Annotated in this window: 21 protein-coding genes; all 21 read left to right on the top strand. The window is 62.7% G+C overall.

Translation table 11 applies throughout. The features are described from left to right. Position 1: 1 nt before the first annotated feature. The 21 genes from flgK (at position 2) to OXH74_RS24025 (ending at position 22900) form a co-directional block, all read left to right on the top strand. Positions 2-2116, top strand: coding sequence for a flagellar hook-associated protein FlgK (gene flgK / locus OXH74_RS24125; protein WP_375739196.1), 2115 nt, complete (start codon positions 2-4; stop codon positions 2114-2116). A gap of 12 nt (positions 2117-2128) precedes the next feature. Further along, positions 2129-3385 (top strand): flagellar hook-associated protein FlgL, encoded by a 1257-nt coding sequence (flgL, locus tag OXH74_RS24120; protein WP_375739195.1) that lies wholly within the window; start codon positions 2129-2131, stop codon positions 3383-3385. 355 nt (positions 3386-3740) lie between these two features. Next, positions 3741-5177, top strand: a complete 1437-nt coding sequence (locus OXH74_RS24115; protein ID WP_375739194.1) for a flagellin — start codon at positions 3741-3743, stop codon at positions 5175-5177. A gap of 79 nt (positions 5178-5256) precedes the next feature. After that, positions 5257-5631, top strand: coding sequence for a flagellar protein FlaG (locus OXH74_RS24110; protein WP_375739193.1), 375 nt, complete (start codon positions 5257-5259; stop codon positions 5629-5631). Positions 5632-5716: 85 nt separating this feature from the next. Beyond that, complete coding sequence (fliD, locus tag OXH74_RS24105) at positions 5717-7138, top strand: flagellar filament capping protein FliD (protein ID WP_375739192.1); 1422 nt, start codon at positions 5717-5719, stop codon at positions 7136-7138. A gap of 6 nt (positions 7139-7144) precedes the next feature. Next, positions 7145-7531 carry a flagellar export chaperone FliS gene (gene fliS / locus OXH74_RS24100; protein WP_215373352.1) on the top strand — a complete coding sequence of 129 codons (387 nt, stop codon included), beginning with the start codon at positions 7145-7147 and terminating at the stop codon, positions 7529-7531. Positions 7532-7731: 200 nt separating this feature from the next. Further along, the gene (fliS, locus tag OXH74_RS24095) at positions 7732-8112 is read left to right on the top strand and encodes a flagellar export chaperone FliS (RefSeq protein ID WP_375739191.1); all 381 of its coding nucleotides are present in this window, start codon (positions 7732-7734) and stop codon (positions 8110-8112) included. 20 nt (positions 8113-8132) lie between these two features. Then, the gene (locus OXH74_RS24090; protein ID WP_375739190.1) at positions 8133-8429 is read left to right on the top strand and encodes a flagellar protein FliT; all 297 of its coding nucleotides are present in this window, start codon (positions 8133-8135) and stop codon (positions 8427-8429) included. A gap of 220 nt (positions 8430-8649) precedes the next feature. Next, on the top strand, positions 8650-10119 hold the full coding sequence (locus OXH74_RS24085; RefSeq protein ID WP_375739189.1) for a sigma-54 dependent transcriptional regulator: 1470 nt from the start codon (positions 8650-8652) through the stop codon (positions 10117-10119). Positions 10120-10229: 110 nt separating this feature from the next. After that, positions 10230-11435, top strand: coding sequence for a PAS domain-containing sensor histidine kinase (locus tag OXH74_RS24080; RefSeq protein ID WP_375739188.1), 1206 nt, complete (start codon positions 10230-10232; stop codon positions 11433-11435). Positions 11436-11441: 6 nt separating this feature from the next. Beyond that, the gene (gene fleR / locus OXH74_RS24075; RefSeq protein WP_375739187.1) at positions 11442-12848 is read left to right on the top strand and encodes a sigma-54-dependent response regulator transcription factor FleR; all 1407 of its coding nucleotides are present in this window, start codon (positions 11442-11444) and stop codon (positions 12846-12848) included. A 258-nt stretch (positions 12849-13106) separates the two neighbouring features. Then, positions 13107-13439 (top strand): flagellar hook-basal body complex protein FliE, encoded by a 333-nt coding sequence (gene fliE / locus OXH74_RS24070; protein WP_215373339.1) that lies wholly within the window; start codon positions 13107-13109, stop codon positions 13437-13439. A gap of 14 nt (positions 13440-13453) precedes the next feature. Beyond that, complete coding sequence (fliF, locus tag OXH74_RS24065) at positions 13454-15241, top strand: flagellar basal-body MS-ring/collar protein FliF (RefSeq protein ID WP_375739186.1); 1788 nt, start codon at positions 13454-13456, stop codon at positions 15239-15241. After that, on the top strand, positions 15234-16250 hold the full coding sequence (gene fliG / locus OXH74_RS24060) for a flagellar motor switch protein FliG (RefSeq protein ID WP_215373335.1): 1017 nt from the start codon (positions 15234-15236) through the stop codon (positions 16248-16250). The genes fliF and fliG overlap by 8 nt, the downstream gene beginning before the upstream one ends. A 10-nt stretch (positions 16251-16260) precedes the next feature. Beyond that, complete coding sequence (gene fliH / locus OXH74_RS24055; RefSeq protein ID WP_375739185.1) at positions 16261-17070, top strand: flagellar assembly protein FliH; 810 nt, start codon at positions 16261-16263, stop codon at positions 17068-17070. Next, positions 17060-18418, top strand: a complete 1359-nt coding sequence (gene fliI, locus OXH74_RS24050) for a flagellar protein export ATPase FliI (RefSeq protein ID WP_375739184.1) — start codon at positions 17060-17062, stop codon at positions 18416-18418. The genes fliH and fliI overlap by 11 nt, the downstream gene beginning before the upstream one ends. 6 nt (positions 18419-18424) lie before the next feature. Further along, the gene (gene fliJ, locus OXH74_RS24045; RefSeq protein ID WP_375739183.1) at positions 18425-18874 is read left to right on the top strand and encodes a flagellar export protein FliJ; all 450 of its coding nucleotides are present in this window, start codon (positions 18425-18427) and stop codon (positions 18872-18874) included. Positions 18875-19083: 209 nt separating this feature from the next. Then, complete coding sequence (locus tag OXH74_RS24040) at positions 19084-19389, top strand: STAS domain-containing protein (protein WP_215373326.1); 306 nt, start codon at positions 19084-19086, stop codon at positions 19387-19389. 12 nt (positions 19390-19401) lie between these two features. Beyond that, positions 19402-21102, top strand: coding sequence for a SpoIIE family protein phosphatase (locus OXH74_RS24035; RefSeq protein WP_375739182.1), 1701 nt, complete (start codon positions 19402-19404; stop codon positions 21100-21102). 28 nt (positions 21103-21130) lie between these two features. Beyond that, on the top strand, positions 21131-21475 hold the full coding sequence (locus OXH74_RS24030) for an Hpt domain-containing protein (RefSeq protein ID WP_375739181.1): 345 nt from the start codon (positions 21131-21133) through the stop codon (positions 21473-21475). Between the two features lie 93 nt (positions 21476-21568). Then, entirely contained in the window at positions 21569-22900 is a 1332-nt protein-coding gene (locus tag OXH74_RS24025) for a flagellar hook-length control protein FliK (RefSeq protein WP_375739180.1), read from the top strand. Positions 22901-23025 lie beyond the last annotated feature (125 nt).

The raw sequence follows: 23025 nt of genomic DNA, 5'->3' as shown, positions 1-23025 counted from the left end.
CATGGCTGACCTACTGAACATTGGCCTGTCGGGGCTTAGCGTCAGCAAGACGCAACTGTCCATAACCGGCCACAACATCACCAACGTCAACACTCCGGGCTTCAGTCGCCAGGATGCCTCTCAGGCCACTCGACTCCCTCAGTTCAGCGGGGCAGGCTATATCGGCTCCGGCGCTGCGCTGACCGAGGTTCGACGCACCTACAGTGAGTTCCTCACCTCCCAGTTGCGCAACTCCACGGCCCTGAACAGCGATGTGACCGCATACAAGAGTCAGATCGATCAGCTCGATTCGCTGCTGGCAAGCACCACCACCGGCATCACGCCGTCCATGCAGAAGTTTTTCGCCGCCCTGCAGACAGCGGCGGAAGACCCGGCCAACACTCCGGCCCGTGAGCTGGTGCTGGCTGAAGCTGAAGGCCTCGCCAGGCGCTTCAACACCCTGCATGACCGTCTCAGCGAGCAGAATGGCTTCATCAACAGCCAGATGGTCACGGTCAGCGAACAGGTCAACCGCCTGGCCACCTCGATCGGCAGTCTCAACAATGCCATTGCCGAAGCATCGGCCAACGGCAAGCAACCCAACGACTTGCTCGATGCTCGCGATGAGGCCGTACGCCAGCTGTCCAGCTATATCGGGGTGAACGTTGTCAAACAGGACGACAACAGCCTCAACCTCTTCATCGGCAGCGGCCAGCCGCTAGTGGTCGGCAGCACGGTAAGTCGGCTGCAGATCGTCAACGGTCAGGGTGATCCAAGCCGCTTCGAAGTTGAGCTGGTCAACGGCGGGACGCATCAGAACGTCACGCCCCAGGTCAGTGGTGGCGAGTTGGGTGGGCTGATCCGCTACCGCAGCGAAGTCCTCGATCCGTCGACCAATGCCCTGGGCCGCCTGGCCCTCGCTATCAGCGACCAGGTCAACGGTCAGCTGGGGCAGGGGCTCGACCTCAAAGGGCAGGTCGGCTCGATGCTGTTCGGCGACTACAACGATCCGCAGTTGGCGGACCTCCGTGCCCGTGCGTTCAGCGACAACACGTCATCGGCCGATGCATCCCTGTCGATCGGCGACACGCGCCTGCTCGGAACCAGCGACTATCGCCTCGAGTTCGATGGCTCCAGCTATCAGGCACGCCGCCTGAGCGACGGTGCAGTCATGACCGTCACGCCCGACCCGAGCAATCCGTTGAAGCTGAGCTTGCGCGATGCCGCTGGCCGGGATCAGGGCTTCAGCGTAACGCTCACGGGCACACCCTCCGCCGGCGACCGCTTCATGCTGGAACCCACCCGGATGGGTGCCTCATCCATTTCGGTGGAGTTGGACCAGGCCGAGCAGTTGTCCTTCGCCGCGCCGCTGCGCAGCGAGTCCAACCTGCAGAACCGTGGCAACGCGGTGATCGGCGCGCCGGAGATCGTCCAGGTGCTCGATCCGGCCAGCCTGGCCAGCATGCAGGCCCTGCGTTCTGATCCGCTCGCTCAGGCTGTCATCAGCGCGTTTCCCAATCTGACGCTGACCTACGACGATGCCACCCAGCAATTGCAGTTCCCGTCGCCACTGCCAGCAGGGGTGCGCATCACCACCGTGCCGCAGTTGCCGCCAGCCGCGGCGCCGACCGACATCACCGGGCTGGCGATCACGCCCGGGCAGTCCAATGCGCTGTCTTTTGCGGTGGAAGTCACTTCAGGCGGCGTGACCCAGAGTTACACCATCCAGCAGACCTTCAGTGGTCGCCCACAGGACAACGACAGTTTCACGCTGGGCTTCAATCGAGGCGGCGTGTCGGATAACCGCAATGCGCTCAAGCTGGCGGACCTGCAGAGCAAGGCCAGCATCGGTGTTGACCCGAACCTCGGCAGCGGCAGCTCGGGCGTGAGCTTCACCGACGGCTATGGCGAGTTGGTGGAGCGCGTCGGCACCTTGACTGCCCAGGCGCGGCAGGACAGCGAAGCTTCGACGGCAGTTCTCAAGCAGGCCTCGGATAACCGCGACTCACTGTCCGGCGTGAACCTGGATGAGGAAGCCGCCAACCTGATCAAGTTCGAGCAGTACTACAACGCTTCGGCCCAGATCATTCAAGTTGCGCGCTCCCTGTTCGATACCCTGATCAGCAGCTTCCGCTAGTAGGTCATACCCATGCGCATTTCGACTCTTCAAGCCTTCAACAACGGCGTCTCGGGCCTGCAGCGCAATTACTCCGACGTGACCCGGACCCAGGAGCAGATCAGCAGTGGCAAACGCATCCTGACTCCGGCCGACGACCCGGTCGCCTCGGTACGGCTCCTGCAACTGGAGCAGCAGCAGAATGTGCTGAGCCAGTATCAGGGCAACCTGGCAGCAGCGCAGAACAGCCTGAACCAGGAAGAGGCCACCCTCGATACGGTGAACAGCCTCATGCAACGCGTGCGCGAGTTGGCGGTACAGGCGGGCAACGGCGCACTTAGCAGTGCGGATCGCCGATCCATAGCGACCGAACTGGGCGAGCGCGAGGAGGAACTCTTTGGCCTGATGAACACCCGCAATGCCCGCGGCGAATACCTGTTCGCCGGCTTCCAGGGCAAGACCCAGCCATTCGTTCGCAATGCAGACGGCACCTACAGCTATCAAGGAGATGAGGGCCAGCGGAAATTGCAGGTGGCCAGTTCGCTGGACATTGCCATCAGTGACAACGGCCGCGCAGTGTTCGAGAACGCAGTCAATGCGGGGCGCCTGAGCGTGTCAGGCAACCCGGCGGCACCTGCCGAGCCGCTGGTCAGTGGCGCCCTGGTGGATGACGAAGTGACGTTTGCCGGCTTCCCGCAGGGCGGTATCCAGCTGGACTTCAACGACCTGGCCAATCCGCTGAAATACAGCCTGACGCCTTTGCCACAGCCGGCTGCCGGGCCGGTTATCAGCGGTACGCTGGCTGCGGGCAAGGACACCAAGGTGAGTTATGGTGGCGTCACCTTCCACGTCAACGGCACTCCGCCCAACGGGTCGAGCTTCACCATCAGCCCGCCCGACAGCGACCCGGCCACTGCGCCCGCCAACAAGGTCGGGATCCTCGACACCATTGCCAACCTGCGGATGGCGCTGGAACAGGGGAGTGACTCTCCGCAGGGGGGGCGTGAGGTTCGCGACTCGGTCGCACTGGCCATCACCAACCTCGACCATGGCATGACCACCCTCGATACCGTGCGTGGCCAGATCGGCGCGCGCCTGAACACCGTCGAATCCACCCAGACCTCCCATGACGAAGTCAGCCTGGTGAACAAGAGCGTCCAGGCCGAACTGCGTGACCTCGACTATGCCGAGGCACTCTCGCGCCTGTCCATGCAGTCGATCATTCTCGAGGCGGCGCAGCAGAGCTACGTAAAGGTCAGCAGCCTGAATCTGTTCGACCAGCTGCGTTAAGTGCCGGCCTGATTTTCTCCAGGGCAGATGCACGCAGCCAAACGCTCTGCTTCAGCCCATCCCTTGGATCGCTCCTTGGCAGGTGCTCATTGTTTGTCGGAGCGAGCCTGCTCGCGAACACTTGGCGAAACCTGGGTCCTTCGCCAGCAAGCTGGCTCCTACAGGTTGAGTATGTGGTGCTAAGTCCTTGTCAATACTGGCAAATTCGAAAATCTGAAAAATCTTTGAAATTGCCCTAAAGGTCCCCGACCAAGGGCCGATACAAAAGACGAATGCGAACTCTCTGGGCGCCTGAGCATGGAAGCCCGCGAGGCGCTTACTCAGGCAAACACTAGGTCCCTTTGGAGATACCACCATGGCCTTGACCGTCAATACCAACGTCTCGTCCCTCAACGCCCAGCGCAATCTGAGCGCGTCTTCCAACTCGCTGAGCAAGTCCCTGGAGCGCCTGTCCACCGGTTCGCGCATCAACAGCGCCAAGGACGACGCCGCCGGCCTGCAGATCGCCAACCGCATGACCAGCCAGGTCAATGGTCTGGGCGTAGCAGTGCGTAACGCCAACGACGGCATCTCCATGGCGCAGACTGCTGAAGGCGCCCTGCAGCAGTCCACCAACATCCTGCAGCGTATGCGCGACCTGGCACTGCAATCGGCCAACGGTTCCAATGGCACCTCTGAGCGTAACGCGCTGCAAGGCGAGGTTACCCAGTTGCAGGCCGAGCTGACGCGTATTGGCGACACCACTCGTTTCGGTAGCCAGAAGTTGCTGGACGGCAGCTTCGGCACCAAGGACTTTCAGGTCGGCGCCCAGGCCAACGAGACGATCAAAGTCACCGTGGCTGATGCCCGTAGTACTGCGTTGGGCAGCAACGTCCTGGCTGCGGATGGTTCAATTACCGGCAACGTTGTGACCACAGCCACCAACGGTATTGCTGCCGAAACTGACCTGGCACTGACCAACTCGGCCGGTACCGCTGCCAATATCGCGTACGCCGCTAACGCTTCGGCAAAAGACATTGCAGCCGCGATCAACACGGCTGCCAACGGCATCGGTATCACTGCTACCGCCACTAACAGCACCACCCTGAGTGGTCTGACCGCCGCCGGTACCGTGAGCTTCACCTTGGGTGGGTCCGCGATCAGCGCTGCCGTTTCCAACCCTGCTGATCTCACTTCCCTGCAGTCGGCCATCAACGGCGTATCGCAAAGCACCGGCATCACCGCAACCTTTGCCGATCCAACCAACAAAAGCTCGCTGACGCTGTCCACCACGGACGGTCGCGATATTTCGATTGCCGCTTTTGCAAACTCCGCGGCTACTGCCGACACGATCAACTTTGGAGGCACCGTGCTGGCTGAGGCCGGCAGCGCGATCAAGGTCGGTACCGTCGAACTGAGCAGCTCCAAGGGTCAGATCGTAACCGCCAACGCAAACGCTGATGTGTTCTTGGCTGCGGGTGCCAACAACAGCTCCTTCAGCTCGGTAGCCAACATCAACATCGCCTCCCAGGGCGGTGCTCAAAGCGCGATTTCGGTGATCGACGCGGCTATCGGTCAGATCGACAGCCAGCGTGCCGACCTCGGTGCGATCCAGAACCGCTTCGACAACACCATCTCCAACCTGCAGAACATCTCGGAAAACGTCTCCGCCGCTCGCGGCCGTATCCAGGACACCGACTTCGCTGCCGAAACCGCAAACATGACCAAGAACCAGGTCCTGCAGCAGGCCGGCACCGCGATCCTGGCTCAGGCCAACCAGCTGCCGCAGGCGGTGCTCAGCCTCCTGCGTTAAGCCTAGGGGCGAGTCCGCGTAACCACCACGGGGGGAAGTGCCTGGCGCTTTCCCCCGTCTTGCCATGCGAGGTGAGGTGATGGACGTCACTAAGTTGAATGCGCAGTCACAGTCTGGTGTGCAGCTCCGCCACGTCCAGGGTGGCGACCCGTTGCGCCCGGTACGAAATGAGTCTGTAACGGAACTTCAGCCTCAAAAATCGCAAGGAGAGGGCGAAAAGCCCGAGCAGGGGGAGCAGCCTGTCGAGGCAGCTTTGTCGAACATCCAGGACTTCGTGCAGAACATCCAGCGCAACCTGAGCTTTGCCCTGGACGATTCCAGCGGCCGGGTGGTGGTGAAGGTGACCGACGCTGCGTCTGGCGAAGTGATTCGGCAGATTCCCTCGGAGGATGTTCTGAAGCTGGCTGAAAGCCTGTCCGAGGCGCGCAGCCTGTTGTTCCAGGCCGAAGCCTGACAGCCGGCTGGAGATTCTTTGGCACGGAATTTGTTTCGAACAGGCGCGCGGTACGCAAGTGCCAAACCCTTGACGAGGTGGTGAGATGGCTGGAATTACGGGACTGGGCTCGGGCATCGATGTCAGCAGCATCGTGAATGCACTGGTGAATGCTGACCGGGCGCCCAAGGATGCTCAGTTGGCGCGCCTTGAAAAGGCTACCACCACCAAGTTCTCCGCCCTTGGCCAGCTCAAGGGTAGCCTCAGCGAACTCCAGACCGCGCTCAAGGATCTCAACAAGACCTCGCTGTTCGAGAACCGCTCGGCAATCTCATCCGATGCCAGCCTGGTGACGGCCACTGCCACCAAGTCGGCACTGGCCGGCAGCTACACCATCAAGGTCAGTCAGTTGGCCACTGGCAGCAAGGTCGGGACCGCGGCCCTGGCCAGCGACTTCACCGTGCCGACCAATGGCGATGCTGATGCCGTGGCCGGCACCCTGACGGTCAAGGTCGGTGCTGCCGACGCGGGTACTCAGGTCGAAATCGCCGAAGGCGCCACCCTGGCCCAGGTGCGCGATACCCTCAATGCCAAGCTCAAGGACCAGGGCGTGAGCGCCAACCTGGTGACCAACCCCAGCGATGGCAAGACCCGCCTCGTGCTGACCTCGACCAAGAGCGGTGCCGGAAATGACGTGCAGGTTACGACTTCCGATCCCGACCTGGCAGCGCTGAGCATTGGTGGCGGTACCCTTGACAGTGCGGATGCCGCCAGCAATGGCGTGATCGAAGCAGCGCGCAATGCCAAGTTCAGCATCGATGGCTTGGCTCTGGAAAGCTCGACCAACAGCGTCAGTGGCGCCATCCCGGAGGTCACTCTGGAACTCAAGGCAGCTAATATCGACAAGAACCTGACGCTCACCGTCGACCAGGACAAGTCCGGCGTAAAGGCCAATATCAAGAAGTTCGTCGACTCCTACAACAAGCTGATCAGCACCTCCAATCAACTGACTGCCGTGGTTGCGGTGGGCGACGGCAAGGCTCCGGTGGTGGGGGGGCTGGTGGGTGATGCGACAGTGCGTACCCTGCTCGGTGGGATTCGCAATGAGCTGGTCGAGCCTGCCGACCAGGCCGGTGTCCGAGTGTTGGCTGATTTGGGTATCTCCACCCAGAAAGACGGCACCCTGAAGATCGACGACACCAAACTGGACAAGGCGCTGAAGGAGAATTTCGATTCAGTCGCCAGCTTCTTCACCGGCGACCAGGGCTTGATGAGTCGCCTCGACAAGCGGGTCGATGGCTATGCACAGACCGGCGGCATCCTGCAGCAGCGCATGGATGGTTTGCAGAACACTCTCAAGTCGGTGGACAAGCAGAAGGAAGCGCTGGAACTGCGCGTTACGCAGGTCCAGCAGCGCCTGCTCAACCAGTTCAATGCCATGGACTCCCTGGTGGGCCGCCTGAACCAGACCAGTGACCGCCTGACCCAGGCCCTTGCCAGCCTGCCTGGTGTCGTACAGAAGGATTAAACCGCCGTGACCCATCCTATCCATACCTACAAACAAGTCGTCGCCAGTCCGGACGTCACGCCCTATCAAACGGTGCAACTGCTGCTGGCGGGCGCCCTGGAGCGTATCTCCCTGGCACGTTTCGCCATGCAGGAAGGCAAGCCGGAGGTGCGCGGCGTCGCGGTCGGCTCCACCCTGAGCATCCTCGGCGCGCTGCAGGCGGGCCTCGATCGTGAGCTGGGTGGGGAAATCGCCGCGAACCTCGACGCGCTCTACGACTACATGACCCGTCGCCTCGCCGGCGTGGCACTGGACTCGACACCGCGTCACCTTGACGAGGTGGAAGCGCTGCTGCTGCAAATCAAGGAAGCCTGGGACGCCATTGGTTCCGAAGTGGACGTGTCCGCCGGTTGAGAGGTTCTTTGCGCTGCGCCGGGCTCACTGTAGGAGCCAGCTTGCTGGCGAAAAAGACGTGAGCATGCGTTCGCGAGCAAGCTCGCTCTTAGAAGGGAGGCTTGCCGAGAATCATGCAGAACAGTGGAAATCCAGGCTAAAGGTTACCGCTGGTCGGCCGATACCTTGGGTATCAGCCAGTCAGTTCCGCGGGAGCCACCATGTACGCAGCGACAGCCCTCAGACAGTACCAATCGGTCGATGTCCAGGCGCAGGTTTTCGAGACAACACCCCATCGCCTGATCCAGATGTTGATGGAGGGCGGTCTCGGCCGCCTTGCCCAGGCGCGCGGTGCCATGGAGCGTGGCCAGACAGCGCAGAAAGGCGAGTTGATCGGCAAGGCCATCGCTATCATCGGCGGCCTGCGTGACGGGTTGGATCACCAGAAGGGCGGCGAACTGGCCGGTAACCTGGACAGCCTCTACGAGTACATGACCGGCCGGCTGATGCAGGCCAACCTGAAGAACGACCTGGGCCTGCTCGATGAAGTGGCCGGGTTGCTCCGCGAAATCAAATCCGCCTGGGATGCCATCGCACCGTAATGGCAGTAGAGGATTACACCATGAGTTCATCCGTTCAGCGTCTCGAAACCACCGGCAGCGCCCTGCGAGCAGCGCTGGCCAACCAGGACTGGGCGGCGATCGGTGAGTTGGATCAGCTGTGCCGTCAGGCGGTCGACGATGCCATGCTCGACGCAGTGCCTGATAGCGAGGCCTTGCAGGCGCGGATGGAAGAGCTGCTGGCGCTGTACCGAGAGCTCGTTAGCGTCTGCCAGGCCGAGCAGCAGCGCCTTGCCGGCGAGCTGATCCAGCTCAACCAGGCAAAGCAGGGCGCCAAGGTCTATCAGCTTTTTGGGTGAAGGCTTTTTGATATCTTTCTGATGTTGTTTCGACATTGCTCTGGCGGTCACTTAGCCGTTCCGTCGACCTGATCAAAAAAACACGCCATAAAATTGACTCTGGGTGGATTTTTGACTTTACTACTGGCCAATTGCCGGTCCAGCCCATCATAGAGGCTTCTCCGTCTGCTCGTACGCCGCGCGATGCGGCGCCCATCCCTAAAAGCAAGAACTAGACAAGATGTGGCGTGAAACCAAGATTTTGCTGATCGACGACAATAGCGATCGCCGCCGTGATTTCGCGGTGATTCTGAATTTCCTCGGGGAAGAACACCTGTCCTGTGGCAGTGACGATTGGAAGCAAGTGACAGGTGGCCTGGCGGCGAGCCGCGAGGTCCTGTGTGTGTTGCTGGGTGAGGTTGCGGCCAAGGGCGGAGCCCTCGAGTTGATCAAGCAGGTGATGGCATGGGATGAATTCCTGCCGGTGCTGCTGATTGGCGAACCGACACCGCCGGACTGGCCCGAAGACTTGCGCCGACGTGTGCTGGCCAGCCTGGAAACGCCTCCGAGCTACAACAAGCTGCTGGATTCCCTGCACCGCGCCCAGGTCTATCGCGAGATGTACGATCAGGCCCGCGAGCGCGGACGCCAGCGCGAGCCCAACCTGTTCCGCAGCCTGGTGGGTACCAGTCGTGCGATCCAGCAGGTGCGGCAGATGATGCAGCAGGTGGCCGATACCGATGCCAGCGTGCTGATCCTCGGCGAGTCCGGCACTGGCAAGGAAGTGGTGGCGCGCAACCTGCACTATCACTCGAAGCGTCGCGAGGCGCCTTTCGTGCCGGTAAATTGTGGCGCCATTCCGGCGGAGTTGCTGGAGAGCGAGCTGTTCGGCCATGAGAAGGGCGCTTTCACCGGTGCCATCACCAGCCGGGCAGGGCGCTTCGAGCTGGCCAATGGCGGCACCTTGTTCCTCGACGAGATCGGCGATATGCCGCTGCCGATGCAGGTGAAGCTGCTGCGTGTGCTGCAGGAGCGCACCTTCGAGCGTGTGGGCAGCAACAAGACCCAGAACGTCGACGTGCGCATCATCGCCGCCACTCACAAGAACCTCGAGCAGATGATCGAGGTCGGCAGCTTCCGCGAAGACCTCTACTACCGCCTGAACGTGTTCCCCATCGACATGGCGCCATTGCGCGAGCGCGTGGAAGACATTCCGCTGCTGATCAATGAGCTCATTTCGCGCATGGAGCACGAGAAGCGCGGCTCCATTCGTTTCAACTCCGCCGGCATCATGTCGCTGTGCAATCACGACTGGCCGGGCAACGTCCGCGAGTTGGCGAACCTGGTGGAGCGCATGGCGATCATGCACCCCTACGGTGTCATCGGCGTAAGCGAGCTGCCGAAGAAATTTCGCCATGTCGACGACGAGGACGAGCAGCTCAAAGCCATGCGCGAAGACATCGAAGAGCGCTCGGCCATTGGTGCTGGTCTGCCGGGCGTCGCCAGCCCTGCAATGCTTCCGCCGGAAGGCCTCGACCTCAAGGACTACCTGGGCAACCTCGAACAGGGGCTGATCCAGCAGGCTTTGGACGATGCCTCCGGGGTTGTGGCGCGTGCCGCCGAACGCTTGCGAATCCGCCGCACCACGCTGGTGGAGAAAATGCGCAAGTACGGCATGAGTCGTCGCGACGAGGAATTGGCGGAGGAATAAGCTGCCATTTCTCATGTCCTTGATTCATAGGGATATTTTTTTAGGCACGGGTCTTGCTATGACTCTCTCGACCGACCGTCTGCTGACGGTCGATGGAGCGAGAGAGAAGAATGAACCCAGCTGTCATCCCCGCGCAGAACCATGAGCCCTCTGCGGCTGAGCAGGCCAGCCGTGCTGGCCTTGAGCAGGCGTTCGCCCTGTTCAACCAGATGTCGAGCCAGCTCAGTGAGTCCTACAGCATGCTGGAAGCGCGGGTCACTGAACTGAAGGGACAGCTGGCCCTCGTCAGCGCCCAGCGCATGCAGGAGCTGGCCGAGAAGGAACGTCTGGCCAACCGCCTGCAAAGCCTGCTGGACCTGCTCCCTGGCGGCGTGATCGTGATCGACGGGCAGGGCGTTGTGCGCGAGGCCAATCCCGTGGCGCGTGGCCTGCTGGGGCAGCCTCTGGTCGGCATGCTCTGGCGTCAGGTGATCACTCGTAGCTTTGCGCCCCGTGAGGACGACGGCCATGAAATCTCCCTCAAGGATGGCCGTCGGCTGTCCATCGCCACCCGCTCCCTCAGTGCCGAGCCCGGCCAGTTGGTGCTGCTCACCGACCTGACAGAAACCCGGCGCTTGCAGGATCAGCTCTCGCGCCATGAGCGCCTGTCTGCGCTGGGGCGGATGGTGGCGTCGCTTGCTCATCAGATTCGTACCCCACTTTCCGCAGCCTTGCTTTACGCCAGCCACCTCAGCCAGCAGGTATTGCCGGTGGAGCAGCAACAGCGCTTCGCCGGCCGCTTGAAGGAGCGGCTGCACGAGCTGGAACACCAGGTGCGTGACATGCTGGTATTCGCGCGCGGGGAATTGCCCTTGCCGGATCGCTTGGCACCGCGCGCGCTGTTCGCTGCGCTGCGCGAGTCGGCCGACTCCCATGTGGAGGGTCTGAATGTTCGCTGGCAGTGCGACATTGCCGAGGGCGAGTTGCTGTGCAATCGCGACACCCTGGTCGGCGCACTGCTCAACCTGATCGAAAACGCCATTCAGGCGGCGGGTCGTGACCTGCGCCTGAAGGTGCATCTCTATGCGCGAGAGGGCAGCCTGTGGCTGGCCATCAGCGACAACGGCCCTGGGATTGATGCCGCCACCCTGGCGCGCCTGGGCGAGCCCTTCTTCACCACCAAGACCACCGGTACGGGCCTCGGCCTGGCGGTGGTCAAGGCCGTGGCACGTGCGCACCAGGGGGAGTTGCAGCTGCGATCAAGGCCCGGTCGTGGCACATGCGCCACCCTGGTTCTGCCGCTGATTCCCGCGGTCCAGTCGGTTTCACAGGAGTAAAGGACGATGACTGCCAAAATTCTGCTGGTCGAAGATGACCGTGCCTTGCGTGAAGCGCTGGCGGACACGCTGTTGCTGGGCGGTTACGACTACCGTGCGGTGGATTGCGCAGAGGCGGCCCTGGTGGCCCTCGGGGAAGAGCCCTTCGGCCTGATGATCAGCGACGTCAACATGCCGGGCATGGATGGCCATCAGTTGCTGGGCATCGTGCGTCAGCGCCTGCCGCAACTGCCGGTGCTGTTGATGACTGCCTATGGCGCAGTGGAGCGCGCCGTCGAGGCGATTCGCCAGGGAGCGGCGGACTACCTGGTCAAACCCTTCGAGCCGAACACCCTGCTGGAGCTGGTGGCGCGTCATGCCCTCGGCCGCATGAGCGTGGCTGATCAGGACGGGCCGGTGGCCCTGGAACCGGCCAGTCGACAGCTGCTGGACCTGGCTGCGCGCGTCGCCAGGAGTGATTCCACGGTGCTCATCTCTGGTGAGTCCGGCACGGGCAAGGAAGTGCTGGCGCGCTACATCCATCAGCAGTCCCCGCGTGCCGCGAAGCCGTTCATTGCCATCAACTGCGCGGCGATTCCTGACAACATGCTCGAAGCCACGCTCTTCGGTCATGAAAAGGGCGCGTTCACCGGTGCCATTGCCTGTGCGCCGGGCAAGTTCGAGTTGGCCGACGGAGGCACCATCCTGCTCGACGAGATTTCCGAGATGCCAATCGGCTTGCAGGCCAAGCTGTTGCGCGTGTTGCAGGAGCGTGAGGTGGAGCGCGTTGGTGCGCGTCGGCCGATCAACCTGGACATCCGCGTGCTCGCTACCACTAACCGTGACCTGGCAGGGGAAGTGGCGGCGGGGCGCTTCCGCGAGGATCTCTACTATCGCCTCTCTGTCTTCCCTCTGGCTTGGCGCCCGTTGCGTGAGCGCCCGGCGGATATCCTCCCGCTGGCCGAGCGTCTGTTGGCCAAGCACGTCAAAAAAATGAACCATGGCGCGGTGCGCTTCTCGGTCGAGGCCCAGGCCGCGCTGGTCGCTCACGCGTGGCCAGGCAACGTACGAGAACTGGATAACGCCGTGCAGCGAGCGCTGATCCTGCAGCAGGGTGGCAGCATCCAGCCCCAGGACCTTTGCCTTACCGCGCCCATCGGCATGGCGGTGGCACCCATCGCTCCCTTGATGGTGGTTCCAGTCACCGTGCCAATGGCGACCATGCCAGCCGCCCCTGTCGAGGCTGCCGGCGGCTTGGGTGATGACCTGAGGCGCCATGAGTTCCAGATGATCATCGACACGCTGCGCTCCGAGCGTGGCCGCCGCAAGGAAGCTGCCGAACGCCTGGGCATCAGTCCGCGTACCTTGCGCTACAAGCTGGCGCAGATGCGCGATGCGGGGATGGATGTGGAGGCGTATCTGTACGCCAGCTGAATGGCGGCATCCCGAGGGGCTGATGGATTCTTTGTGGGGGCGTGTTCATTCGCGTTGCAGGCCCCAGGGGCTGCCGTCCAGAGTTCGAGCCAGCTGAGACATCCCTCACCCCAGCCCTCTCCCAAAGGGAGAGGGGGCCGGTCCTGCGATTCTGCCGACCTTTCGAGTCGCCATTCCTGAACTCTTGGCACCGTTGTTGCAAATACCTACTCATCAAGCCGCGCAGCGTCAAAAAAGCGCGGCAGTGGGAGGAATATGATGAGCCAGGGTGTCGAGTTCAATCGTCTGATGTTGGAAATGCGTGCCATGCAGATGGATGCCATGGCGCGCGCCAAGCCTGTCCCCGTCGCCGCGCCGGAAGTCGGCGCGCCGAACTTCGCTGAGGTGCTTGGTCAGGCCGTCAACAAGGTCAACGATACCCAGCAGGCGGCCAGCGAACTTGCAACGGCCTTCGAAGTCGGCAAGACCGGCGTGGACCTGACCGACGTCATGATTGCGTCGCAGAAAGCCAGCGTTTCCTTCCAGGCCATGACCCAGGTGCGTAACAAGCTGGTGCAGGCCTACCAAGACATCATGCAGATGCCGGTATAAGGACGGGTTGAGACATGGCTGACGCTGCAACAAAGGTCCCGGCCAAGATGGACGCATCGATCGAGCCGGGCGGGAAGAAGCCCCTGTTCGGTCTCGCCTTCCTGGAAAACCTTTCGCAGATGACCATGCTGCGCCAGGTCGGCTTGCTGGTCGGGTTGGCCGCCAGCGTTGCCGTTGGCTTTGCCGTGGTCCTCTGGTCCCAGCAGCCGGACTATCGTCCGTTGTACGGCAGCCTTTCCGGTATGGATGCCAACCAGGTGGTGGATGCCCTCACGGCCGCGGACATCCCCTACAAGATCGAACCCAACTCCGGTGCCCTACTGGTGAAGGCGGACGACCTGGCCCGCGCGCGGCTGAAACTCGCTGGTGCGGGGGTGGCGCCGAGCGATGGCAACGTCGGCTTCGAAATTCTCGACAAGGAGCAGGGCCTGGGCACCAGCCAGTTCATGGAGGCGACCCGCTACCGCCGCGGGCTGGAAGGTGAGCTGGCGCGTACCATCTCCAGCCTGAACAACGTCAAGGGTGCCCGTGTGCACCTGGCGATTCCCAAGAGCTCGGTATTCGTCCGTGATGAACGCAAGCCGAGTGCCTCGGTGCTGGTGGAACTCTATCCGGGGCGTGGCCTGGAGCCGAGCCAGGTGATGGCCATCGTCAACCTGATCGCCACCAGCGTGCCGGAGCTCGAAAAATCCCAGGTCACGGTCGTCGATCAGAAGGGCAACCTGTTGTCCGACCAGCAGGAGCTCTCCGAGCTGACCATGGCGGGTAAGCAGTTCGACTACTCCCGGCGTATGGAGACCCTTTACACACAGCGCGTGCATAGCATCCTGCAGCCGGTCCTGGGGAATGGCCGCTACAAGGCGGAAGTCTCGGCGGATGTGGACTTCAGCGCGGTCGAATCGACTTCCGAAATGTACAACCCGGACCAGCCGGCGCTGCGCAGCGAACAGAGCGTCAACGAGGAGCGGCAGAACAGCAGCGGACCGCAAGGCGTCCCGGGGGCGCTGTCCAACCAGCCGCCGGCGCCGGGTGCCGCGCCGCAACAAGCCAACGGTGCTGCAGCGCTGGGCTTGGCGCCGGGGCAACCGCTGCTGGATAGCAACGGCCAGCAGATCATCGACCCCTCCACCGGCAAGCCGATGTTGGCGCCGTACCCGACCGACAAGCGCGACCAGGCCACCCGCAACTACGAACTGGACCGCTCCATCAGCTACACGAAGCAGCAGCAGGGTCGCTTGCGTCGGCTTTCCGTCGCCGTGGTGCTTGATGACCAGGTCAAGGTGGACCCGCAAACCGGCGAGACCACCCGGGTAGCCTGGAGCGCCGAGGAGATCGCCCGTTTCACCCGTCTGGTCCAGGACGCCGTGGGCTACGACGCCAGCCGTGGCGACAGCGTCAGTGTGATCAATACCCCCTTCATTGCCGACAGCGGTGAAGAGGTCATCGACATTCCGTTCTACACCCAGCCCTGGTTCTGGGATGTGGTCAAGCAAGTGCTGGGCGTGCTCTTCATCCTGGTGCTGGTGTTCGGCGTGCTGCGCCCGGTGCTGAACAACATCACGGGCACCGGCAAGGGCAAGGAGCTGGTGGGCGGTCGCGACGGTGATGTCGATCTGGGCGTGATGGGCCTGTCCGGCGAGCTGCCGGAGGACCGCGTCAGCCTCGGCGGGCCGCAGAGCATCCTGCTGCCTAGCCCGAGCGACGGGTATGATGCGCAGCTCAACGCCATCAAGAATCTGGTGGCGGAAGATCCCGGCCGCGTGGCCCAGGTAGTCAAAGAATGGATCAACGCCGATGAGTGAGAACCGCGCCCCCGCGAAACTGGCCAAGGTCGACAAGGCCGCCATCCTGCTGTTGTCTCTGGGTGAGACCGATGCCGCCCAGGTGCTCCGTCACATGGGGCCGAAGGAAGTGCAGCGGGTCGGCGTGGCCATGGCGCAGATGCGCAATGTCCATCGCGAGCAGGTGGAGCAGGTGATGAGCGAGTTCGTCGAGATCGTCGGCGACCAGACCAGTCTCGGCGTCGGCGCTGACGGTTACATCCGCAAGATGCTCACCCAGGCCCTGGGCGAGGACAAGGCCAACAACCTGATCGACCGTATCCTGCTGGGTGGTAGCACCAGTGGCCTGGACAGCCTGAAATGGATGGAACCGCGCGCCGTTGCCGATGTGATCCGCTACGAGCACCCGCAGATCCAGGCGATCGTGGTTGCCTATCTCGACCCTGACCAGGCCGCCGAAGTGCTCAGCCACTTCGACCACAAGGTGCGTCTGGATATCGTCCTGCGCGTATCGTCGCTGAACACCGTGCAACCTTCCGCACTCAAGGAGCTCAACCTGATTCTCGAGAAGCAGTTCGCCGGCAATGCCAGCACCACTCGCACGAGCATGGGCGGGGTGAAGCGCGCGGCGGACATCATGAACTTCCTCGACAGCTCGGTCGAAGGCCAGCTGATGGACTCGATTCGCGAGGTGGACGAGGACCTTTCGACTCAGATCGAAGACCTGATGTTCGTCTTCGACAACCTGGCCGATGTCGACGATCGCGGCATCCAGGCGTTGCTGCGCGAAGTGTCGTCGGATGTGCTGGTGCTGGCCCTGAAGGGCTCGGACGATGCCATCAAGGAAAAGATCTTCAAGAACATGTCCAAGCGCGCTGCCGAGCTGTTGCGCGACGATCTGGAAGCCAAGGGGCCGGTGCGAGTCAGCGACGTGGAGTCGGCGCAGAAGGAAATCCTCACCATCGCCCGCCGTATGGCCGAAGCCGGGGAAATCGTCCTCGGCGGCAAGGGCGGCGAAGAAATGATCTGAGGCGCGCACAATGGCCAACAAGGATTCGTCGAGCGAACTGATCCGGGGCAAGGACCTTGGCGTATTCGACCGCTGGTCGCTGCCCAGCTTCGATCCGGAAAGCCCTGTTGTCGTCGAGGCGGAACAGTCGGCCGAAGTGGACGAGGCCGAGCAGTTTGCCGCCGCCGAGCCGCTTGGCCAGGTGGAGGACGTGGAGCTCGAAGCCGTCAAGCCGCTGACGCTCGATGAGTTGGAAGCGATCCGTCAGGACGCCTACAACGAAGGTTTCGCAACAGGTGAGAAAGACGGCTTCCACGCGGGCCAGATCAAGGCCAGGCAGGAGGCGGAGGTAACACTCTGTGCCCAGGTCGAACGTCTGGAGCGAGTCATGGGCCAGCTGCTCGATCCGATCGCAGAGCAGGATCGGCAGATCGAGGAGTCCCTGGTTCATCTGGTCAGCCTGATTACCCGCGAAGTGATCCAGCGTGAGTTGCACACCGACTCCAGCCAGCTTCGCCATGTGCTGCGAGAGGCCCTGAAGTTGCTGCCCATGGGGGCCGGCAACGTTCGTATCCACGTCAATCCGCAGGACTTCGACCTGGTCAAGGCCATGCGTGACCGGCATGAGGAAACCTGGCGCATTCTCGAAGATGAGGCGCTGCAGCCCGGCGGCTGCCGCGTCGAGACCGAACACAGTCGTATCGACGCCAGCGTCGAGACACGCCTCAGCCAGGCGCTCAAGCAATTGTTCGAACGGCAGCGGGAGCACAAGGTTCATCCACCGGCGGCTGATCGCTCGCTGGAGGTAGGCGCCTTGGAAATGGCCGTCCATGCGGATTGAACGCACCAGCTTCGCCAAGCGTCTGGCGGGCTATTCCGATGTCATCGAGCTGCCTGCACAACCCGTGGTGGAGGGACGCCTGCTGCGCATGGTTGGCCTCACTCTGGAAGCCGAAGGCTTGCGCGCGCCGGTAGGCAGCCGTTGCCTGGTGGTCAACGACGACAGCTATCACCCGGTACAAGTCGAGGCCGAGGTGATGGGCTTTTCCGGCAGCAAGATATTCCTGATGCCGGTCGGCAGCTTGGCCGGAATCGCGCCCGGCGCTCGCGTAGTGCCACTGCCGGACACCGGCCGCCTGCCCATGGGCATGTCCATGCTCGGGCGTGTGCTGGATGGCGTGGGGCGCGCCCTCGACGGCAAGGGCGGCATGCGCGCCGAAGATTGGGTGCCCATGGATGGTCCCACCATCAACCCGCTCAAGCGTCATCCCATCAGCGAGCCGCTGGACGTTGGTATCCGCTCTATCAATGCGCTGCTCACTGTCGGGCGCGGCCAGCGTCTCGGCCTATTCGCCGGCACCGGCGTCGGCAAGAGCGTGCTGTTGGGCATGATGACGCGCTTCACCGACGCCGACATCATCGTCGTCGGCCTGATCGGTGAGCGGGGCCGTGAAGTGAAGGAATTCATCGAGCACATCCTCGGTGAGGAGGGCCTCAAACGTTCGGTAGTCGTGGCATCGCCTGCAGACGACGCACCGCTGATGCGCCTGCGGGCTGCCATGTACTGCACGCGGATTGCCGAATATTTCCGTGACAAGGGCAAGAACGTCCTACTGCTGATGGATTCGCTGACCCGTTTCGCCCAGGCCCAGCGGGAAATCGCATTAGCCATCGGTGAGCCGCCCGCGACGAAGGGCTATCCGCCATCGGTATTCGCCAAGCTGCCGAAGCTGGTGGAGCGGGCGGGCAATGCGGAGCAGGGTGGTGGTTCGATCACCGCGTTCTACACCGTGCTGTCCGAAGGCGACGATCAGCAGGACCCGATCGCCGACTCGGCACGGGGCGTGCTCGACGGGCACTTCGTGCTGTCGCGCCGGCTGGCGGAGGAAGGGCATTACCCGGCCATCGATATCGAAGCGTCCATCAGCCGGGTCATGCCGCAGGTGGTCAGCGCCGACCACATGAAACTGGCCCAGCGCTTCAAGCAGCTGTGGTCGCGTTACCAGCAGAGCCGGGACCTGATCAGCGTCGGTGCCTATGTGGCCGGTGGGGACCCTGAGACCGACCAGGCCATCGCGCGCCAGCCTGGCATGGCGGCATTCCTGCGTCAGGCGCTTGATGAGAGTGAGGGGCTGGCCCAGAGCAGCGCACGCCTGGCCGCGACCCTCGGCGTGGCCCCGCTGGGTTGATGACGAATGTCGCGAAATCGAGCGGCGCGCCTGGCGCCAGTGGTGGAGATGGCTGCGCGCGCTGAGCGTGAGGCGGCCAGGATGCTCGGGCGTTGCCAGGGTCAGCTGACCCAGGCGGAAATGAAGCTCGGCGAACTCGAGCGCTACCGCGCCGACTACCAGCAGCAATGGCTGGACGAAGGGCGCAAGGGTGTCTCTGGCCAGTGGCTGATGAACTATCAGCGCTTCCTCTCGCAGTTGGAATCGGCCATCGGCCAACAGAGCCAGAGCGTCAATTGGCACCGGGACAACCTGACCAAGGCCCGCGCGGCCTGGCAAGAACGTTATGCACGGCTGGAAGGCCTGCGCAAACTCGTGCAGCGCTACATCGACGAGGCCCGAATGGCCGAGGACAAGCGCGAGCAGAGGCTACTTGACGAGCTGGCGCAGCGGCTGCCGCAGCACGGCGCGGAGTAGCGTTTGGCGCATGAAATCAGTGGGGGGCGAGTTCATTCGCCAAGCAGGCCGCAGGTCGGTGTGCGCCCCCTACGGCTGGTCGCCTCGGGTTTCCCGAACGTGCAAAAGAATCCTAAATTTCAGGCATGCACCGCTTTGTTGTTGCCCTGCTTGGGTGTGGGTGCTAAATCTTCTCCACGCGTAAACCGAACTTGAACAAGGAGCTTTGCATGGCCATCACCTCGATGCCCTCAGACGATGGGCAGGAGTTGACCATCTCGATCCAGGGACGTTTCGATTTCGGCGCCCACCAGGAATTCCGCGATGCCTATGAGCGTGTGAACATCACGCCCACGCGCTATGTCGTAGACTTGAAGGGCACCACCTACCTGGATAGCTCTGCGCTGGGCATGCTGCTGTTGCTGCGTGACCATGCCGGCGGTGACCGAGCCCAGATACGTCTGGCCAACTGCAGCCCTGACGTTCGCAAGATCCTCGCCATCTCCAATTTCGAACAACTCTTCCAGATCGCCTGAGGACTCGTCCGTATGTCCCAGCCGTTGTCCATCCTGATTGCCGAGGACAACGCCGCTGATCGCTTGTTGCTCTCCACCATTGTCAGTCGCCAGGGCCACCGTGCCCTGGCCGCCAGCAATGGCCTGGAGGCGGTCGCGCTGTTCCGCCAGGAGCAACCGCAGCTGGTGCTGATGGATGCCCTGATGCCCGTCATGGACGGCTTCGAGGCGGCCAAGCGGATCAAGCAACTGGCTGGGGATGCGCTGGTGCCGATCATCTTCCTTACCTCACTGACGGAAAATGAGGCCCTGGTGCGCTGCCTGGAGGCGGGGGGCGACGACTTCCTCGCCAAGCCTTACAACCCGGTGATACTCGAAGCCAAGATCAAGGCCCTGGACCGCCTGCGTCGCCTCCAGGATACGGTGCTGCAACAGCGCGACCTGATCGCCCGGCACAATGAGCACCTGCTCACCGAGCAGCGGGTGGCCAAGGCGGTGTTCGACAAGGTGGCGCACACCGGCTGCCTCAGCGCGCCGAACATTCGTTATCTGCAATCGCCGTACGCCTTGTTCAATGGTGACCTGCTGTTGGCCGCCTACAAACCATCCGGCGGCATGCATGTGCTGCTGGGCGATTTCACCGGCCATGGCCTGCCGGCAGCCATCGGCGCGATGCCCCTGGCCGAGGTGTTCTACGGGATGACTGCCAAGGGCTATGGCCTGGTCGACATCCTCCGGGAGATGAACGCCAAGCTGAAGCGGATCCTGCCGGTGGGCGTCTTCTGCTGCGCGGCCCTGGTGAATCTGAGTTTTCATAGGCGAGTAGTCGAAGTCTGGAACGGCGGTCTTCCCAATGGCCACCTGCGACGTGCCGATAGCGGCGAAGTGGTGCCGCTGGTATCTCGCCACCTGCCACTCGGAGTGCTTGATCCGGCGTCGTTCGACGCCCGGTTCGAAACCTATCCGGTGGAAACCGGGGATCGCCTTGTGCTGGTTTCCGACGGCGTGCTGGAGACGCGTAACGATGCCGACGAGCTGTTCGGTGATGAGCGTCTGCAGGCAGTTTTCGACGCAAATCGCCAAGGCGACAGGCTGTTCGAGGAGATACAGCAGGCCCTGACCGCATTTCGCGGCCAGGCCCAGGACGACGTCAGCATGATCGAAGTGTGCGTCCTGGATGAGACCGTGGAGCGCGCCGAACTGGCATTCACCGACAGTGGCCAGGCCAGTCCGCTGGATTGGGCGGCCAGTTTCGAGTTCCGTGCCCAGACCCTGAAACGCTTCAATCCGCTGCCCTTCCTGCTCCAGCTGTTGCTGGAAGTCCAGGGGTTGCGTGAGCAGGGGGGCGCTATCTACACCGTACTTGCCGAGCTTTACTCCAACGCCCTGGAGCACGGGGTGCTGGATCTGGATTCATCGCTCAAGCGCGATGCTGAAGGCTTCTCTCGCTATTACCGAGAGCGCAGTGAGCGTCTGGCGGGGCTTGAGCAAGGCTATGTGCGCTTCCATCTCGAACTTGTTCCGCAAGAGAAGGGCGGCGGACGCTTGCTCATCCGCGTCGAGGACAGCGGCAAGGGTTTTGACCTGGCCGGCACCCTGGCCCGGCAACCTTCGATGGACAGCCTCTGTGGCCGTGGCCTGACCTTGATCAGCCAGCTCGCGGCGCGCTGCGGCCCCTCAGAGTCCGGCTCCGGGGTTTGCGTCGAGTTCCGCTGGCCTAGTCAGACAAGTTGATCACCGATTCGAAAAGGGGGGGAACTGAGTGTCAGAAGCTCATCTCGACAACGCTGTCTTAGCCGCCCTGAAGGAAGTCATGGAAGATGAATTTCCCGTATTGCTGGACACCTTCATGGCTGATTCGGGCGAGCGTCTGCGCCAGTTTCATCAGGCGGTCCAGCAGCGTGATGCCCAGGCCTTGCGTCTATCTGCTCACAGCTTCAAGGGCAGTTGCAGCAACATGGGCGCTTTGCCACTGGCAAGCCTCTGCAAGCGGCTGGAGGAACTCGCCAAGCAAGAGCAATTGGATGAAGCGCCTCCGCTGATCGAGTCGATCGAGCAGGAGTTTGCCATTGTCAGTCGCTTGCTGGATGACGAGCGCAGTCGCTGAACTGGCTGGTTACCCGCTCTCCGGCCGACTTTGGATAATTGGCCCGCCACTTGCTACAGCCCAGGCACGAACCAACTCGAGCGGAGAGTGCCCATGCCCGTTGCCCCCAGTCTGCTTCTTCAGGCCACGCCTGACGTGAAGCCGAAAGCACCGGTTGCAAAAGCCCCGGAAAAGACGGCGCAAGCCAACAACGGCGAGGCGTCCAGCTTTGCCAGGATGTACGCGAAAGAGCGTCAGGCCACGGCTGCCGAGTGCAAGGAGCCGGCCGAAACGGGCCCGCCGGACGAAGCTGGCCAGCCAGTTGCCGAGGCGGCAGACCGTGCGGAGAGTGTTGCCGAAAGCGGCAATGCCTTGCCGGCCGAGGAAGCCGATGACCCGCAAGTCCAGGGCGAGCCTGTCATTGACCCGATGCTGCTGATGGCGATGGCCGAGCAGCTACCATCCGAGGCAGTGGAGACCCAGCAAGCCTCGGGCGCATCGGTAATCGATCCGGCGTCGCTTGTGGTGGCGGCCGACCAGGTGTCGCCGGAGCAGTCCAGTGCTGCGCTCGAGGGGTTGCCCGTCATGCCGACAGTCGCTCTGCCGGACAGTGCCGCTCCCAAGGTCTTGGGCGAGTCGAGCCAAGCTCCTGAGCAGGTCTCACTGGATACCAGGCCTGCCGTGAAAATGGCAATGGAACAGCTCGCCCAATCGGCCCAGTCAACCCCGCAGGTGCAGGGCACCAACCAGCAGTCCGCCACCTCCGCTGAGTTCGCCAGTGCGCTATCTGCTTTTGCGGATCAGCCAGTGGAGGACGGTGAGCTTCAGCTGGAAGGCGAGTTGTCCGTGGCCGAGCATTCCGGCGGCCTGGGCGAAGCTTTGGGCGAGAGCTCTTCCGACGCCCGCAGTGAGGTCCTGGCCAGTCGCCTCAGTGCGCTTAGCCAGGCTATCGGCCAGCCGGTGGCCCAGGCGCAGCGCACGCCGAATCTGGTACCGGGGCAGCCTGTCGCCCTCCAGCAAGGGGGATGGAGCGAGGCTGTGGTGGATCGCGTCATGTGGCTGTCCAGTCAAAACCTGAAGTCGGCAGAGATCCAGCTCGATCCCGCCGAGTTGGGTCGTCTGGAGGTACGTGTGCACATGACTCAGGACCAGGCACAGGTGACTTTCGCCAGTCCGAACGCAGGTGTCCGCGATGCTCTGGAAGGCCAGATGCATCGTCTGCGCGAACTCTTCGCCCAGCAGGGGATGAACCAGTTGGACGTGAGCGTCTCCGACCAGTCGCTGAGTCGCGGCTGGCAAGGGCAGGGCGGTGACGCCGAGCGGCGTGGGGGCGGCGCGCGTGCCGATTTCGGTGGTGAGGGCGATGAAGACCCGTCAGTGAGCGTCAGCGAGATTCGCTCGGCCAGTGTGGGTGCTGGGCGTGGGTTGGTGGATTATTACGCCTGATCCCATAGCCCTCCCTCTGAAAGGACGAAGGGAGTTGGCCCCGGTAAAGACTGGTTTCTACATTCAGCCAGACTCCACGTTGCCGGCACGCACAAAAAGCTTCAGGCGCGTGTCACCCCTCTCCT

The organism is Metapseudomonas boanensis (assembly GCF_042232855.1).
GTDB classification, from domain to species: domain Bacteria; phylum Pseudomonadota; class Gammaproteobacteria; order Pseudomonadales; family Pseudomonadaceae; genus Metapseudomonas; species Metapseudomonas boanensis.
This window is presented reverse-complemented; position numbering and strand designations above follow the sequence as displayed.

Bases quoted from the DNA above. Each gene is read 5' to 3' on its own strand.
- flgL (WP_375739195.1), top strand. From the start codon at position 2,129: ATGCGCATTTCGACTCTTCAAGCCTTCAACAACGGCGTCTCGGGCCTG.
- OXH74_RS24035 (WP_375739182.1), top strand. From the start codon at position 19,402: ATGTCCCAGCCGTTGTCCATCCTGATTGCCGAGGACAACGCCGCTGAT.
- OXH74_RS24115 (WP_375739194.1), top strand. From the start codon at position 3,741: ATGGCCTTGACCGTCAATACCAACGTCTCGTCCCTCAACGCCCAGCGC.
- fliS (WP_375739191.1), top strand. From the start codon at position 7,732: ATGTACGCAGCGACAGCCCTCAGACAGTACCAATCGGTCGATGTCCAG.
- fliJ (WP_375739183.1), top strand. From the start codon at position 18,425: ATGTCGCGAAATCGAGCGGCGCGCCTGGCGCCAGTGGTGGAGATGGCT.
- OXH74_RS24040 (WP_215373326.1), top strand. From the start codon at position 19,084: ATGGCCATCACCTCGATGCCCTCAGACGATGGGCAGGAGTTGACCATC.
- fleR (WP_375739187.1), top strand. From the start codon at position 11,442: ATGACTGCCAAAATTCTGCTGGTCGAAGATGACCGTGCCTTGCGTGAA.
- fliD (WP_375739192.1), top strand. From the start codon at position 5,717: ATGGCTGGAATTACGGGACTGGGCTCGGGCATCGATGTCAGCAGCATC.
- OXH74_RS24085 (WP_375739189.1), top strand. From the start codon at position 8,650: ATGTGGCGTGAAACCAAGATTTTGCTGATCGACGACAATAGCGATCGC.
- flgK (WP_375739196.1), top strand. From the start codon at position 2: ATGGCTGACCTACTGAACATTGGCCTGTCGGGGCTTAGCGTCAGCAAG.
- fliG (WP_215373335.1), top strand. From the start codon at position 15,234: ATGAGTGAGAACCGCGCCCCCGCGAAACTGGCCAAGGTCGACAAGGCC.
- OXH74_RS24080 (WP_375739188.1), top strand. From the start codon at position 10,230: ATGAACCCAGCTGTCATCCCCGCGCAGAACCATGAGCCCTCTGCGGCT.
- fliH (WP_375739185.1), top strand. From the start codon at position 16,261: ATGGCCAACAAGGATTCGTCGAGCGAACTGATCCGGGGCAAGGACCTT.
- OXH74_RS24090 (WP_375739190.1), top strand. From the start codon at position 8,133: ATGAGTTCATCCGTTCAGCGTCTCGAAACCACCGGCAGCGCCCTGCGA.
- fliF (WP_375739186.1), top strand. From the start codon at position 13,454: ATGGCTGACGCTGCAACAAAGGTCCCGGCCAAGATGGACGCATCGATC.
- OXH74_RS24025 (WP_375739180.1), top strand. From the start codon at position 21,569: ATGCCCGTTGCCCCCAGTCTGCTTCTTCAGGCCACGCCTGACGTGAAG.
- fliI (WP_375739184.1), top strand. From the start codon at position 17,060: ATGCGGATTGAACGCACCAGCTTCGCCAAGCGTCTGGCGGGCTATTCC.
- OXH74_RS24110 (WP_375739193.1), top strand. From the start codon at position 5,257: ATGGACGTCACTAAGTTGAATGCGCAGTCACAGTCTGGTGTGCAGCTC.
- fliE (WP_215373339.1), top strand. From the start codon at position 13,107: ATGAGCCAGGGTGTCGAGTTCAATCGTCTGATGTTGGAAATGCGTGCC.